The following is a 14,489-nucleotide window of genomic DNA, read 5'->3' on the forward strand; positions in this document are numbered from 1 at the left end:
ACCGTGCGCCGGCGCCTCTAGGCGGGCCGACTTTCCGGCCGGTGCTGTCGTTGCTGTTGCCAAAACAATCCCAATCCCTCTCGGACGCGCGCGACGTCCTCAGCAGTTCCCATGAGTTCGAAGCGATACAGGTAGGGGACCCCGCACTTGCGGGAGATCACCTTGCCCGCATAGCAATACGTATCGCCGAAGTTCGTATTGCCGGCCGCGATCACCCCGCGCAGCAGGGCGCGGTTGTGCGGGTCGTTGAGGAACTTGGCGACCTGGCGCGGCACGAAGTCCTTGTCGGACCGGTCGCCCCCCAGCACGTGCCGACCGCCCCCGTAGGTGGGGACGATCAGCACGTACGGGTCGTCGACGCGCAGCGAGTCAGCGGTGTGCAGTGGTATGCGAGTCGCCGGGATGCCCAGCTTCTCGACGAAGCGATGCGTGTTCTCCGATGCGCTGGAGAAGTAGACCAGCGAGCCGTCCGGGGAACCGGACATGCGCTGCACCTCCCATCGGATGAACGCGGCGACGCCGCGCGTCAGGCGGCGGCGGTCGCCAGGGCCTTGATGCGGTCGGGGCGGAAGCCGGACCAGTGGTCCTCGCCGGCGACGACGACGGGAGCCTGCAGGTAGCCGAGCGCCATGACGTAGTCGCGGGCGTCGGCGTTCTCGGAGATGTCGACGACCTCGTAGGAGACGCCGACCTTGTCGAGGGCCTTGTAGGTGGCGTTGCACTGGACGCAAGCGGGCTTGGTGTACACGGTGATGGTCATGAAAGGTCCCTCTCTCCTATGCCTGATCCACAGCCTGTGATCCGTTGCGAACTGCACGATCCGTACTTGCTGCGCAAACTCCCAGATCCGGCGGAGAAAACCCTGTTCGTACCCCTTCCCGTCGGGCACGGACTGCGTCGGTATCTCACCGTCTTCCGGTAGGACAGACACTACACCTAGTGGCCGACAGAATCGACCAACACGACATGTTGCGAATGACAAAGTTCGGATTACACCGGCGTAAGCCCCAGGACAGTCGATTCCGCCCCAGGTCGGACGGTGTCCCACATCACAGAAACCGCCTCCGGCGAGTCCTCAGCTAACTCCCCACGACACGCCGAAGGGGCGCCGCGTCCGGTCCGGACGCGGCGCCCCTTCGGGGAGGCTGGGAGGAGCTTACGCACTCACCCGCGCGCGAGCGGCTTCGGCCAGCTCGTGCACGGTCGCGCCCAGCTGGGTCAGGGCCTCGGCGTCCTCGCGCGGGTGCGCGGCACCGAAGCGCTCGCCGATCCCGCCGAAGTGCGCGGTGGCGGCCTCGACGACCGTGCCGCCGGCCACGCCGACCGCCTTGACGGCGTCGCCGTGCGCCCACTTGGCCGCGTTGCCGCTGATCGAGGCGCTCACCACCGCGACCGGCTTCTCCTTGATCGCGCCCGCGCCGTAGGGGCGGGAGGCCCAGTCGATGGCGTTCTTGAGTACCGCGGACAGGGTGCCGTTGTACTCGGGGGTGACCAGGAGGACCGCGTCGGCCGCGCCGACCGCGTCGCGCAGCGCCTGGGCGGCGGCGGGCACCTCGCCCGCGACGTCGATGTCCTCGTTGTAGAACGGGATGTCGGCCAGACCCTCGAAGATGCTCACCTCGACGCCCTCGGGGGCGGTCTGGACGGCGGCCTCGGCCAGCTGGCGGTTGATCGAGGCGGCACGCAGGCTGCCGACGAGGGTGAGGATACGAATCTCGGTCATGACGACTCCTGGTGTACTTGTCGGTGGGTGTCCGAAGTTTCACGAGGTGTAACCGGACCGAAGTCCGCTTACTTCCCGGAAAGGTCGAGTGAACGGTGTGAGGTACCCCACAGCCGCGGAGGACGGGAACACGGCGGTCCCGCTCTCGGTGATCGGCACGCCGGGGGGCGAGGAACCGGCCGAACGCGCGGACGCGGCGCGCAATCGCGCGCTGCTGCTCGATGCCGCCCAGCAGCTCGTCCGCGATCACGGCGTGGACAGCCTGACGATGGACGCGCTGGCCAAGCGGGCCGGCGTGGGCAAGGGGACGGTGTTCCGGCGCTTCGGTAACCGTACCGGTCTTCTGCTCGCGCTGCTCGACCACTCCGAACAGCAGTTCCAGGGCGCGTTCATGTTCGGCCCGCCGCCGCTCGGCCCCGGCGCCCCCGCCGTCGAGCGGCTGGTCGCCTTCGGCCGGGTCCGCCTGCTCGACATCGAGGTGGAGAGCGACCTGCACCGCGCCGCGGAGAACCAGGACCGCTACAGCGGCACGCCCTACGCGCTGCACCGCGCGCACGTGATGATGCTGCTGCGCGAGGCGCACGCCTCCCCCACCCCGGCCCTGCTCGCCGACAGCCTGCTGGCCACCCTGTCCGCGCACCTGGTGACCTTCCAGATCTCGGTGCTCGGCTTCACCCGCGAGCAGATCGCCGACAACTGGGAAGAACTCGTTCGGGCGCGTGTGCCCGGCCCGGCGCCAGTAGAGTGACGGCATGGGGAACCTGCGGGAACAGATCATCGCCGAGCTGGGTGTGGCGCCGTCCATCGAGCCGAAGCAGGAAGTCCGCCGACGCGTCGACTTCCTCAAGGACTATCTGCGCGCCACCCCGGCCGAGGGGTACGTGCTGGGCATCAGCGGCGGCCAGGACAGCGCGCTGGCGGGCAGGCTGTGCCAGCTCGCCGTCGAGGAGCTGCGCGCCGAGGGGCGGCAGGCGAGTTTCCTCGCCGTCCGGCTGCCCTACGGCGTCCAGGCCGACGAACACGACGCCCAGGTGGCCCTGAACTTCATCGGCCCCGACCGGTCCGTCGTCGTCGACATCCGTCCGGGCGCGGACGCCGTCTCCGGCGAGGCCGCGATCGGGCTCGACGTCGAGCGGCTGCGTGACTTCGTCCGCGGCAACATCAAGGCCCGCCAGCGCATGGTCGTCCAGTACGCGCTGGCAGGCCAGGAGAACCTGCTGGTCGTGGGCACCGATCACGCCGCCGAGGCGGTCACCGGTTTCTTCACCAAGTTCGGCGACGGCGGCGTCGACCTGACCCCGCTCACCGGGCTCACCAAGCGCCAGGGCGCGGCCCTGCTGCAGGAGCTGGGCGCGCCGTCGAGCATCTGGTCCAAGGTGCCCACCGCCGACCTGGAGGACGACCGCCCCGCGCTGCCCGACGAGGAGGCCCTCGGCCTGCGCTACAGCGAGATCGACGACTACCTCGAGGGCAAGCCGGTGACCGACGAGGTCGCCGCCAGGCTGGAACAGATCTTCCGCAACACCCGGCACAAGCGCACGGTGCCGGTCACCCCGCTCGACGACTGGTGGCGCTGACCGGGTAGCGCTCGGCCCCGGCGTTCGGCAAACGCCGGGGCCGAGCGCTGTCGGCGCCGTTTCCCGGATCAGCCGCCCGCGAAGGGCGGCAGGACGTCGACGCGCGGCGTCAGCGCCGTGGACGGGTCGCGGGTGAGTTCGTCGCCGACCAGGTAGGCGCAGACCGTCAGCATCTTCTCCAGGTCGGCACCGTAGGTGTCGGCCAGCGTCGCGCGCAGGTCGCCGACGGTGGCCTCCGCGGGGAGATCGAGGGTTTCGCGGTCCTTGCCGACGGCGTCGGCGATGGCGGCGAAGTAGCGGATCTCAACCACCGATGGCTCCCATCGTGCGTTCGGGGGGGACGAAGCCGTCGGCGTCGATGCCGTGACCGGCCCATTTCTGCCACATCGCCCCGCGCCACAGCTCGGCGATCTCGGCGTCGGTCGCGCCCGCGCGCAGGATGCCGCGCAGGTCGTATTCCTCGTCGCTGAACAGGCAGGACCGCAGCCGGCCGTCGGCGGTGAGCCGGGTGCGGTCGCACGTGTCGCAGAACTTGCGGGTGACCGTGGCGATGATGCCCACGGTGGCCGGGCCGCCGTCGACGAGCCACGTCTCGGCGGGCGCCGACGGATCGGCGCGACCGGCCTCGGTCAGGGTGAAGCGGGTGCCGAGGACCTCGAGAAGCCGTGCGGCGGTGACCATCTCGGTGCGCGCCCATTCGTGGTCGGCGTCGAGGGGCATCTCCTCGATGAAGCGCAGCTCGCAGCCCGCCTCCAGGCACCAGGCGAGCAGATCCGGTGCGCCGTCGAGATTTTCGCGCATGAGCACCGCGTTGACCTTCATCGGCGCCAGGCCGGCGGCCGCGGCGGCGCGGATGCCCGCCAGCACGGAGTCGAGGCGGTCGCGCCGGGTGAGGCGGGCGAAGCCGAGCCGGTCGACGGTGTCGAGGGAGACGTTGACCCGGGTCAGCCCGGCCGCCGCCAGCGCCGCGGCCCGGTGCTGGAGGCCGACGCCGTTGGTGGTCATCGCGATGGGCAGCCCGGGCTCGGCCGCGTGGCACCCGGCGACGATCTCCTCCAGGTCGCGCCGCATGAGCGGTTCCCCGCCGGTGAAGCGGACCTCCCGCACGCCGAGTTCCCGCACCGCGAGGGTGACCAGGCGCACGATCTCGGCCGCGGTGAGCAGCTCGTCGCGCGGGATCGGCGGCAGGCCCTCCTCGGGCATGCAGTAGGTGCAGCGCAGCGAACACTTCTCGGTGATGGAGACCCGCAGGTCACGCGCGGTGCGGCCGAAGCGGTCGACGAGCAGCGGCGTGTCGGGACGACCGTCGGTCGAGGGCCGCCCGGACCGCACGGCGGGAATCCCCACATCGACCAGCGTCATAGGCCGAGTATAGGCGGGCCGCGTCACGCCGCGACGGCCCGACGAGCCGACCGCACGACCCTCCCCGCGCGCGGCCCGCCGCGAGCGGACGAGCGGGCCGCCCGCTCCACTAGGCTGACCCCATGAACCACCGGCCCGCTTCCTCCCCGGCCAGGACCGTCGACGACTACCGGGCGACGGTCGCCGGGCTGCTGGCGCACCTGGCCGATCGGCCCGCGGAATCCGTTCCGGTGACCGGCGCGCTGGGCCGGGTGCTGGCCGACGACGTGCGCTCCCCGATCGACCTGCCGGTCTTCCGGAACTCGGCGATGGACGGGTACGCCGTGCGCGCCGCCGATGTCACTGTGACGCCGGTGACCCTGACGGTGGCGGGGCTGGTGCCCGCCGGGAATCCCGGCGCGGCGCCGGTCGGTCCCGGCCAGGCGGTCAAGGTGATGACCGGCGCCCCGATCCCGCCCGGCGCGGACGCGGTGGTGCCGGTGGAGGACGTGCGGCGGGCGAGCGACGGACACGGCGCCGAGGCGGTCGCGGTCGCGGGCCGGGCGCGCGGCCGGGACGAGGGCCCGCTTCCGCGCCGCGGCGCGGACCCGACGCCGGAGGACCGGATCGTCGTCGAGCGAGGAAGGGACGCGGGCGAATTCGTCCGGGAGGCGGGCACCGACGTCCGCGTCGGCGCGCTGGTCGCCCGGCGGGGCACCGTGCTCGCGCCACGCCACATCGCCGCGCTGGCCGCGGTCGGGCTGCCCACCGTGCCGGTCGTCCGGCGGCCGCGGGCGATGGTGATCACCACCGGGGACGAATTGCGGCCCGCCGGAAGCGCACTGGCGCCCGGGCAGATCTTCGACTCCAACGGCATCGCGCTCGCCGCCGCGCTGGAGGCCGACGGGGTGACGGTGGTGCGCGTGGCGCACAGCGTCGACGATCCGGCCGTGTTCGCCGCGCTGCTGCGCGAGGCGGTGGCCGCCGCCGATGTGGTGTTCACCTCCGGCGGGGTGTCCAAGGGCGATTTCGAGGTGGTCAAGGACGTGCTCGCGCCGCTGGGCGGGGTGTTCGGCCCGGTGGCCGTGCAGCCCGGCGGCCCGCAGGGATACACGATCCTCGACGGCGTGCCGGTGCTGAGTTTCCCCGGCAACCCGGTGAGCACCATGGTGTCCTACGAGGTCTTCGCCCGCGCGGCGCTGCGCGAGCTCGGCGGGCTGCCCGCGCCGCAGATCCGGGAGGCGCCGCTGCTGGGACCGATCGCGTCCTCGCCCGCCGGGCGGCGCCAGTTCCTGCGCGGGGTCGTCCGCGGGTCCGGCGTCGAGGTGGTCTCGGGTCCCGGCTCGCACCTGATCGCCGGGATGGCCTGGGCCGAGGTCCTGGTCGACGTGCCCGCCGAGGTCACCTCGCTGCCCGAGGGAGCCCCTGTGCGAATCTGGTCGCTATGAGTGAGTTGTCCCATGTGGACCGCGAGGGGCGCGCGCGGATGGTCGACGTGAGCGCGAAGGCCGAGACGACACGGATCGCGGTGGCGGCGGGCATGCTGCGCACCACGTCCGAGGTGGTGGCGCTGGTGCGCGCCGACGGCATGCCCAAGGCCGACGTGCTGTCCACCGCGCGGCTGGCCGGGATCGGCGGCGCGAAGAAGACCTCCGAGCTCATCCCCCTGTGTCATCAGCTGGCGCTGTCGTCGGTGAAGGTGGAGTTCGGTTTCACCGAGGACGCCGTCACCATCGAGGCCACCGCGAAGACCAAGGGGCAGACCGGCGTCGAGATGGAGGCGCTCACCGCGGTCGCCGTGGCCGGGCTGACCCTGCACGACATGGTGAAGGCGGTCGACCCGGCCGCGGTCCTCACCGACGTGCGGCTGCTCACCAAGGAGGGCGGCAAGCACGGCCACTGGGCGCGTCCGGAGGACGGGGCCGCCGTCGCGCCCGCGCCGGAGTCGGCCCCCGCGCGACCGCGGGCGCGCACGGCCGTCGTGCTGGTCGCCTCCACCGGCGCCGCGGCGGGCACCCGCACCGACACGACCGGACCGGTGCTCGTGGACTGGCTGAACACCGCCGGGTTCACCGTGCGCGGACCGCTCGTCCGCCCCGACGCCGAGATCGCGGCCGGGCTGGCCGACGCGCTGAGCACCGTGCCCGCGCTGATCGTCACGACCGGCGGCACGGGCGCCTCCCCCAGCGACGCCACCCCCGAGGCCACCCTCGCCGTGATCGACCGGGAACTGCCCGGGGTGGCCGAGGCGATCCGGCAGGCGGGCACCGCGAAGTTCCCCCTCGCCGCGCTGTCGCGCGGTGTCGCCGGGCTGGCGGGGCGGACGGTGATCGTCAACCTGCCCGGCTCCCCCGGCGGGGTGAAGGACGGCATCGCCGTGCTCGCCCCGATCCTGGATCACCTGCTCGCACAAGTAGCCGGAGGCGGCGACCATGACCAGTGACAACGTGCGCCTGGCGACCATCAGCGACCAGCCGCTCGACCCGGCGCGGGCCGAGGCCGCGGTGACCGGGCCCGAACACGGCGCGGTCGTCGTGTTCACCGGCAAGGTGCGCGACCACGACGGCGGCCAGGCCGTCTCGGCGCTGGAGTACTCGGCCCATCCCGAGGCCGAACGCTTCCTGCGCCGGTGCTGCGCCGACCTCGCCGCCGAGAGCGGGCTGCCGGTGGCCGCGGTGCACCGGGTCGGCCCGCTGACCATCGGCGACCTGGCCATCGTGGTCGCGGTGGCGGCCCCGCACCGCGCCGAGGCCTTCACCACCTGCGCGGCCCTGGTCGACCGGATCAAGCACGAGGTGCCCATCTGGAAGCGGCAGCTCTTCGCCGACGGCCTGTCCGAATGGGTCAACGCCTGCGGCTGAGCCTCAGCTCGGGGTGTAGCGGTACACCCCGAGCATCGCCTCCCCGCCCGGCGGCTCCGCGCCCTCGAACACCGTGGCGCGCAGGCGTTTCGCCGCGGTCTCGGTGTCGAGCCCGGCGCCGATGAGCACCAGGTTGGTCTCCCTGGCCTCCCCGCGCGACCAGCCGGCCCGGGTGAACACCACGTGCCTGCCGACCAGGTGCATCACGAACTTGCGCCGCTGACCGGCGAAGGCGATCACCCCCTTGGCGCGGAAGAGCCCGTCGGGCGGGTCCTCGAGAACGGCGATCAGCGCGCGCGGGTCCAGCGGCCGGGACTCGGTGAACGCCAGCGACACGTAGTCGTCGTGCAGGTGCCGGTGCCCGGGATCGTCGTGGTCGTGGTCGTCGAGCAGCTCGTCGAAACTCAGCTGCTGGGCGACCGCGGGACGCCGCAGCGACACCTCGTCGAACAGCAGGCCCGCGGGCACCCGGCCGTGCGTGGTCGCGTACACCGGCACCTGACCGACCCAGCCGGCGATCCGGTCGCGCAGCGCGGCCAGCCCGTCCGCCGACGCCAGATCGGCCTTGTTGACCACCACCAGGTCCGACAGCTTCAGCTGCGGCACCAGCTCCGGATGCCGCGCCGCGGCGTCGCCGAAGCCGTCGGCGTCGACCACGGTGACCAGGCCGCCGTAGCCGATGCGCGGCTGCTCGGTGCCCAGCACCATGCGGATCAGGTTGCGCGGCTCGGCCAGGCCGCTGGCCTCGACGACGATCACGTCGACCTGCGCCTGGGCCAGCCTGCCGAACAGCCCGTCGAGCTCGCTCACGTCCACCGCGCAGCACACGCAGCCGTTCCCGAGGGACACCATCGCGTCGACCTGGCCCGCCACGAGCATGGCGTCGATGTTCACCGCGCCGAAGTCGTTGACCACCACGCCGATCCGCGTGCCGCGGTTGTCGCGCAGCAGATGGTTGAGCAATGTCGTCTTCCCCGCACCGAGGAAGCCCGCGACGATGACCACCGGAATCATGGGGCCATTGTCACCCTTACGCGCCTCGGCCTACTTCGTCGGGCCGAAGACCATCCCGGCGAGCGTGTAGGCGAGGTCGATCAGCTCGGAGGTGACGGCGGAGTTGTCCATGCCGAGCGCGGTGGCCAGCGGCATGAGCAGGTCGAGCACCTCGGTCGCCAGGTTGCCCAGCGAGCTGGGGAAGTCCGTGCCGCCCGACTTCGGCTCGCTCTTGGGCGCGACGCCGCGGTTCTGCGGCAGCGGGGTCTTCTCGGTCTTGGTCGCGGTGGTGGTCGACCCGCCCGGGGCGGTGCGGACCGGCGCGACCGGCGGGTGGTGCGCGATCGGCGCCCGTGCCGGGGCGACGCCCGGCGTGGTCGTCGCGGCCGGGGCCGGGGTGGTGGTCGCGGGCGGCGTGATCGTCGTCCCGTCGGCCTGCCCGGTCGCGGGCGGCGTGGTCGTCGTCGGGCCCGTGTCCTCGGCGGCGGCCGGCGGCGCGGTGGTGGTGGTCGGCGCCGTATCACCCGCCGAGGGGGTGGTGGTCGGCGCGACCGCGGCGGGCGCGGGCGTGGTCGTGGTGGTCGGCGCGGTGCGCTTCTCCTCCGGGGCGGACGGCTCCGTCGAGGGCGGCGCGCCGGGATCGTCGGCCGAGCCGGTCCCCACGTTCACGCGGTGCGGCCGCGTGGTCGTCGGCGTCGTGTCCTCGCCGGTGCCCGGCTCGGTGGCGTCGGGCGCGACCGCGGGCACCACGCCGCCCGGCGTGTGCGCGCCGACCGGGGTGGTCACGGGGGTGTCGAGCAGGTACCCGACCAGTCCGGTGGTGATGGCGATGGCGTGCTTCAGCTGCCCCTCGCGGGTCTCCAGCAGGCTCGCGTCCTCGGCGTTGGCGCCGTTGCCCATCTCCAGGAACACCAGGGGCACCCGGGTCAGCGCGGGCCCGGCCACGTCGGCCCGGACCTGCAGGCCCTCCCGCACCCCGGCGTAGGTGGCCGGGCTGAACCCGGCGGCCACGTACGCGTCGCGCACCGCGGTGGACGCGGCGCGGCCGGGACCGGCCTGGACCTGGTCGACGACCGCGTCCGGCACCGGCAGTTCCGGCACGATCAGATGGAAGCCGCGCTCGGCGGCGGGCGCGCTGTCGGCGTGGATGCTCACCGCAACCGCGGCGCCGGAGTCGCTCGCGACGCGGGCGCGATCGTCGACGCACCCGCCCCAGCCCGCGTCGTCGGCGCGGCTGAGCACGACCTGCGCGCCCAGCGCTTCGAGGGCCGCCCGCACCAGCTGGGACACGTCCCAGTTGATGGTGTGCTCGGGCACGCCGTGCAGGCTGGTCATGCCGGTGGTCTGGCAGTCCTTGAGGCCGCCGCGGCCGTTGTCGACCTGGCGGGTGAGGTCCTCGGAGTGGGCACTGCCCTGATGTCCGGGGTCGAGGAAGATCGTCTTGCCCGCGAGCTTGCCCGCGGCCTCCGGCGTGGCGGGCGCGCTGTGCGCGGCGGGCAACGTCGTGGTCAGCGCCGCGGCGACGGCCACGGCGACGGCGGAGCCGAGTCCGGCCTTGATGATGTTTGGTTTCATGTTTCGGTCGGCGCCCCGGATGGGGGCGCCCCTCCCTTCCCATTGGTCACACCAAACCCATTGGTTCACTCTGGCAACGACAGCAACCGGCAAGCAAGCGCCGTTACCGAACTGTGACGGCAGCGCGACGCGGCATCGCCGCTGGTCACGCGACCAGAGAAGGGAGATCCGCCCGGTCAGGCCACGTCGGGCAGACGACGCAGCGACCGCAGGGCGTAATGAACGCGCGTCTTGACGGTGCCCACCGGAACGCCGAAGTCGGCGGCCACCTCCTGATAGGCCCGATCGCGCAGGACGACCTCGACCACGGCCGCGCGCTGGGACTCGGGCAGCCGGGCCAGCAGGTCGGCGACGAGCAGTTCGCCCGCGACCTCGTCGGCCACGTCCTCGGCGCCGGGCGCGGCGCCGCAGCGCTCGGTCACATCCTCCCAGCCGACCTCGCCCGGCCGGGCCACCCGCGCCCGCACGATGTCGACCACGACGTTGTGCTCGATCGCCAGCAGCCAGGTCCGCAGCGAGCCCTTGCGCGCGTCGAACCCGGCGCACGCGCGCCAGGCACGCAGCAGCGTCTCCTGCACCGCGTGCTCGGCCAGCCCCGCGTCACCGAGCGCGCGCACGGCCCGCCAGTGCAGCAGCCCGTACTGGCCGGCCAGCACGGCGGCGAGGCCGTCTCGGGTGCAGAGTCCGGCGCAGCGCGGGGAGCAGGCGATGTCGTCCATATCCCGATATCGCGGGCGACCGCGCCGATGACAACACCGCGCGCGGACCCGATGTGGGTGCGCCCACATTTCCGGATGCCCGAAGGTTGCCGGAATGTCCGAATTAACGGTGGATTTACTCAGGTCACATCGATTTGACCGGAGACCGGAGGGTTCCGTTACCTCGTCGTAATGATCCGGGCAGAGCCTTTTGAAAGGTTCGATTTTTCGAACTGCGGTACCCCGGATCCCCTCCCGGAGCGCCGTGGATCACGATGAGGAAAGGGTCGTAGCACCCATGCAGATCAAGAAGTTCGCCGCCACGTCCGCGCTGGTCATCGCCGCCCTCGGCGTCACGGCGGGCACCGCGCACGCCACCCCGGCCGCCACCGACACCGCGCCCGGCACCGCCGTGCAGACCCAGGTCCTTCCGGGCATCAACTACACCGCCAGCGTCGTGGACAACTCGGTCGTGCTGCGCACCGATGCCGGTTCGCTGACCACCCAGGGCACCCAGTTCCAGGTACTCGACAACGCGGGCAACCTGGTTGCCGGGCTGCCGCTGACCTACCGCAAGGACGGCCTCGAATGGCCGATCGCGGCCAAGATCGAGGGCAACGTCGCCACCCTGACCCCGAGCACCGACCCCGCGACGGCCCACCCGGCCGAGATGCTGCAGCCGGTGGCCGCCCAGGAGATCGGCGGCGCCGACTTCAACACCGCGCTGTCCACCGCGGCCACCCAGTTCGGCCTCGCCACCGCGGTCGGCACCCTGATCGGCACCCTGGTCGGCGGCGTGCTCGGCTGCGTCGCCGGCGCGATCATCGGCGCGCCGCTGGTCGTGCCGACCTTCTTCGCGGGTCCGATCGGCCTGTGCATCGCGGGCGCGGGCGTCGGCATCGCCCTGGGCGCGGCGGCGGGCATGATCGCCCTCGGTGTGCCGGTCGGCATCGCCTCGGCCATCCAGTTCTACAACGCGGTCTACGGCGCCTGAGCCGGTTCCGCACACCGGTGGAACCCGGTGCCCGTCGCGCGACGGGCACCGGGTTTCGCGCGTTGGGCTGCCGGATTCCCCGAAGCGGGCGAGAATCGTCAGCCGAGGAGCGACACATTGGACATCCACGCGTACCCGACCGGCGCCCGCACACCCGTCGACGGGGAGGAGGCCGCGCGCATCGCGGCGCGGCACCTGCCCGACCCACCCGCCGGGAGCGGCTGGCACATCACCGAATTCGAGGCCGGTTTCACCGTGGTCGCGGTCGATCCGCGCCCGGCCGCCGCGCACCGGCCCCTGACGCTCGGCGGCACCGTGCACGTCGTCGACAAGGCGACCGGGGCGGTGTCGTTCTGGCCGACCTATCCCGGCGCGCTGGTGGCCGAGCTCTACGGCCGGATGCGCGAGGAGGGCACGCTGATCATCGACGCGTGGCCCGAGCCCGACGCCGACGTGGGTCCCCCATCGGCACGCAAACCTGCCTAAGCTGAGGTCAGCGGGGCGGAGCGCGCCCGCCGTGACCGGGACCGACGGCGTCGCGCCGGGGCAAGAATTGCATACATAGCGATGCGTGCATATGATTGCCTGCGAGCGACGCAGGGAGAGGTGACCACGATGGGCGCAGGACACGATCACAGCCACAGCCATGGCGTTTCGGCGAACAGCGACCGGCGCTGGCTGGCGGGCGCGCTCGCCGTCATCGTCGCCTTCCTGATCGGCGAGGTGATCGTCGGCCTGATCGCCGGGTCGCTGGCCCTGCTCTCCGACGCCGCGCACATGACCACCGACGCGGCCTCGATCGTGCTGGCGCTGTGGGCGATCCGCCTCGCCGCCCGGCCCGCCACCGGCCGGATGACCTTCGGCTGGAAGCGCGTGGAGATCCTCTCGGCCATGGCCAACGGCCTGACGCTGCTGCTGCTCGCCCTGTGGCTCGGCTACGAGGCGATCCGCAGGCTGTTCGAGCCGCCGGAGGTGCACGGCACGCTCGTGCTGATCACCGCGCTGGTCGGCGTCGCGGTCAACGTGCTGGCGACCTGGATGATCAGCCGCGCCGACCGCACCAGCCTCAACGTCGAGGGCGCCTTCCAGCACATCCTCAACGACCTGTTCGCCTTCATCGCCACGGCGGTGGCCGGCGTGGTCATCATGGTGACCGGCTGGGCGCGCGCCGACGTCATCGCCACGCTCATCGTGGTCGCGCTGATGGTGAAGGCCGGCGTCGGGCTGATCCGCGCGTCGAGCCGGATCTTCCTCGAGGCCGCCCCGGAGAACCTCGACCCCGACGTGATCGGCCGCGACATGGCCGCCCGCCCGGGCGTGACCGAGGTGCACGACCTGCACATCTGGGAGATCACCTCCGGCTCCCCCGCGCTCTCGGCGCACGTGCTGGTCGAGCCCGCCTACGACTGCCACGCGGTGCGCTCCGACATCGCCCACATGCTCGACCACGAGCACCACATCGAACACGTGACGTTGCAGGTCGACCACGCCGAGCCCACGGTGCTCGACATCGGCACCCGCGACAGCCACTGCGGCGGCGCCCACGGTCCGACGCACACCCCGGAGGCCCGCCGGCCGCAGCCCAGCGGTCACGCCCACTGACCGGAGGCGTCACAGATCCTCGGCGGTGATCAGGTTGTCCGCGATGGCCCGCGCGACCAGCGCCGCCTTGGTCGGGGCCGGGCGGCCGACCGTGGCGTACTTCGCCCGGATGCGGGCCAGATGGGTCTCCACGGTGGACACGCTGATGTGCAGTTTGGCCGCCGTCAGGGATTTGGACTCGGTGCGGAACCATGCCAGCAGGACCTGCCGCTCGCGGTCGCTGAGCCGCGGCCGGGCCGCCGAGCGGCCCAGGTGCATGGCACGGACCATGGTCGGGGTCTGATAGGGCTCGTCGCCGAGGGCCGCGCGGATCGCGGCGGCGAAGTGGCCGGGCCCCTCGGCCTTGGACAGGTAGCCGACGACGCCGCGGTCGAGGCAGTCCAGCACCAGGTCGGCGTCGGTGTCGCCGGAGAGCACCACCACCCGCAGGCCGCGGGCGCACAGCGCCGACACCGCGTCCAGGTCCGGCCCGCCCGGCCCGTACCGCAGATCGAGCACGACCGCGTCGGCGGCGGGACCCGCGGCGAGGAACGCGTCGGGATGGGCGAAATCGGTGATCGTCACCGGCAGTTCCGCCTCGGCGCACCAGGCGCGGATGCCGTCGTGCACCAGGGGATGGTCATCGATCACCGCCAGCGACAGCGGCAGGGTCCTCTCTCGCGGCATAGCGGGATCTATCGTAGCGACACCCGGCGGCCCGCCGGCATCCGAACCGGCCGCCGGCGCCCGACCCGGCGGGTCAGCCGATCGGCCGCCCCGCCAGCATGCGCAGGCACACCAGGGCGAAGTCCCGGTGGGCCCGCCACGCCCGCGGCCACCGGGCGATGGAGTCGACGGTGCGGGTGCCGGTCACCGCGGGCTCGCCGGCGAACCGCCGGGTCAGCCAGTCGAGCGCGACCGGCACCGCGAGGAACTCCAGCGGCAGATGCGCGCCCCGCCGCACCCGCAGGTACTCCACCGTCGCCCCGGCCGCCCGGTAGCGGGCGACGTGCGCGTCGACGTCGGCGACCGCGATGACCTCGTCGCCGACCCCCTGGACGACCAGCAGCGGCGACGCGGGCGCCCGCCCGCCCGGTTCGATGTCGACCAGCACCCGGCGCAGCCGCGGATCGGCCAGCAGCGCCG

General features: G+C 72.7%; 18 protein-coding genes. 8 read left to right on the forward strand and 10 right to left on the reverse strand.

Annotation, left to right across the window (positions count from 1 at the left end):
- Positions 1–17: 17 nt before the first annotated feature.
- From nrdI to ON36_RS19590, 3 genes are all read right to left on the reverse strand, one after another.
- Complete coding sequence (gene nrdI, locus ON36_RS19580; protein WP_043655605.1) at positions 18–485, reverse strand: class Ib ribonucleoside-diphosphate reductase assembly flavoprotein NrdI; 468 nt, start codon at positions 483–485, stop codon at positions 18–20.
- Positions 486–526: 41 nt separating this feature from the next.
- The gene (gene nrdH, locus ON36_RS19585; protein ID WP_043655546.1) at positions 527–760 is read right to left on the reverse strand and encodes a glutaredoxin-like protein NrdH; all 234 of its coding nucleotides are present in this window, start codon (positions 758–760) and stop codon (positions 527–529) included.
- Positions 761–1,156: 396 nt separating this feature from the next.
- On the reverse strand, positions 1,157–1,723 hold the full coding sequence (locus tag ON36_RS19590; protein WP_043655548.1) for an NAD(P)H-dependent oxidoreductase: 567 nt from the start codon (positions 1,721–1,723) through the stop codon (positions 1,157–1,159).
- 97 nt (positions 1,724–1,820) lie between these two features.
- Here ON36_RS19590 and ON36_RS19595 point away from each other — a divergent pair, with 97 nt between their 5' ends.
- Together ON36_RS19595 and nadE are read left to right on the forward strand one after the other, a co-directional pair.
- Positions 1,821–2,471, forward strand: a complete 651-nt coding sequence (locus ON36_RS19595) for a TetR/AcrR family transcriptional regulator (RefSeq protein WP_083885247.1) — start codon at positions 1,821–1,823, stop codon at positions 2,469–2,471.
- Between the two features lie 4 nt (positions 2,472–2,475).
- The gene (gene nadE, locus ON36_RS19600) at positions 2,476–3,300 is read left to right on the forward strand and encodes an NAD(+) synthase (RefSeq protein WP_043655551.1); all 825 of its coding nucleotides are present in this window, start codon (positions 2,476–2,478) and stop codon (positions 3,298–3,300) included.
- 68 nt (positions 3,301–3,368) lie between these two features.
- Here the strand turns inward: nadE and ON36_RS19605 are convergent, their stop codons facing one another.
- Both ON36_RS19605 and moaA read right to left on the reverse strand, forming a co-directional pair.
- Positions 3,369–3,611 (reverse strand): MoaD/ThiS family protein, encoded by a 243-nt coding sequence (locus ON36_RS19605; protein WP_043655555.1) that lies wholly within the window; start codon positions 3,609–3,611, stop codon positions 3,369–3,371.
- Positions 3,604–4,662, reverse strand: a complete 1,059-nt coding sequence (moaA, locus tag ON36_RS19610; protein WP_043655559.1) for a GTP 3',8-cyclase MoaA — start codon at positions 4,660–4,662, stop codon at positions 3,604–3,606. Before moaA ends, ON36_RS19605 begins: the two co-directional genes overlap by 8 nt.
- Positions 4,663–4,784: 122 nt before the next feature.
- On the opposite strand from moaA, the gene ON36_RS19615 reads away from it, so the two are divergent.
- Genes ON36_RS19615 through ON36_RS19625 form a run of 3 tightly spaced genes read left to right on the forward strand, consistent with a single transcriptional unit; the run spans position 4,785 to position 7,502 of the window.
- Positions 4,785–6,089, forward strand: coding sequence for a molybdopterin molybdotransferase MoeA (locus tag ON36_RS19615; protein WP_043655562.1), 1,305 nt, complete (start codon positions 4,785–4,787; stop codon positions 6,087–6,089).
- The gene (gene moaCB / locus ON36_RS19620; RefSeq protein WP_043655564.1) at positions 6,086–7,084 is read left to right on the forward strand and encodes a bifunctional molybdenum cofactor biosynthesis protein MoaC/MoaB; all 999 of its coding nucleotides are present in this window, start codon (positions 6,086–6,088) and stop codon (positions 7,082–7,084) included. Before ON36_RS19615 ends, moaCB begins: the two co-directional genes overlap by 4 nt.
- Positions 7,074–7,502, forward strand: coding sequence for a molybdenum cofactor biosynthesis protein MoaE (locus ON36_RS19625; protein WP_043655566.1), 429 nt, complete (start codon positions 7,074–7,076; stop codon positions 7,500–7,502). The genes moaCB and ON36_RS19625 overlap by 11 nt, the downstream gene beginning before the upstream one ends.
- A 3-nt stretch (positions 7,503–7,505) precedes the next feature.
- Here ON36_RS19625 and ON36_RS19630 read toward each other — a convergent pair whose 3' ends face one another.
- From ON36_RS19630 to ON36_RS19640, 3 genes are all read right to left on the reverse strand, one after another.
- Positions 7,506–8,516 (reverse strand): CobW family GTP-binding protein, encoded by a 1,011-nt coding sequence (locus ON36_RS19630; protein ID WP_043655569.1) that lies wholly within the window; start codon positions 8,514–8,516, stop codon positions 7,506–7,508.
- A gap of 30 nt (positions 8,517–8,546) precedes the next feature.
- Entirely contained in the window at positions 8,547–10,070 is a 1,524-nt protein-coding gene (locus tag ON36_RS36950) for an N-acetylmuramoyl-L-alanine amidase (RefSeq protein WP_043655572.1), read from the reverse strand.
- A gap of 176 nt (positions 10,071–10,246) precedes the next feature.
- On the reverse strand, positions 10,247–10,789 hold the full coding sequence (locus ON36_RS19640; protein WP_043655575.1) for a sigma-70 family RNA polymerase sigma factor: 543 nt from the start codon (positions 10,787–10,789) through the stop codon (positions 10,247–10,249).
- Between the two features lie 277 nt (positions 10,790–11,066).
- Here ON36_RS19640 and ON36_RS19645 point away from each other — a divergent pair, with 277 nt between their 5' ends.
- From ON36_RS19645 to ON36_RS19655, 3 genes are all read left to right on the forward strand, one after another.
- On the forward strand, positions 11,067–11,762 hold the full coding sequence (locus ON36_RS19645) for a DUF8020 domain-containing protein (RefSeq protein ID WP_043655577.1): 696 nt from the start codon (positions 11,067–11,069) through the stop codon (positions 11,760–11,762).
- Between the two features lie 117 nt (positions 11,763–11,879).
- On the forward strand, positions 11,880–12,248 hold the full coding sequence (locus ON36_RS19650) for an SUKH-4 family immunity protein (protein ID WP_043655580.1): 369 nt from the start codon (positions 11,880–11,882) through the stop codon (positions 12,246–12,248).
- Positions 12,249–12,377: 129 nt separating this feature from the next.
- Complete coding sequence (locus tag ON36_RS19655; protein ID WP_043655611.1) at positions 12,378–13,364, forward strand: cation diffusion facilitator family transporter; 987 nt, start codon at positions 12,378–12,380, stop codon at positions 13,362–13,364.
- Between the two features lie 9 nt (positions 13,365–13,373).
- Here ON36_RS19655 and ON36_RS19660 read toward each other — a convergent pair whose 3' ends face one another.
- Positions 13,374–14,030, reverse strand: coding sequence for a LuxR C-terminal-related transcriptional regulator (locus ON36_RS19660; RefSeq protein ID WP_043655583.1), 657 nt, complete (start codon positions 14,028–14,030; stop codon positions 13,374–13,376).
- A gap of 73 nt (positions 14,031–14,103) precedes the next feature.
- Positions 14,104–14,489 (reverse strand): lipase family protein (locus ON36_RS19665; protein ID WP_043655586.1); only part of this gene is annotated, 386 nt, incomplete at its 5' end.

It is taken from the genome of Nocardia thailandica NBRC 100428 (assembly GCF_000308795.1).
GTDB classification, from domain to species: Bacteria; Actinomycetota; Actinomycetes; order Mycobacteriales; family Mycobacteriaceae; genus Nocardia; species Nocardia thailandica.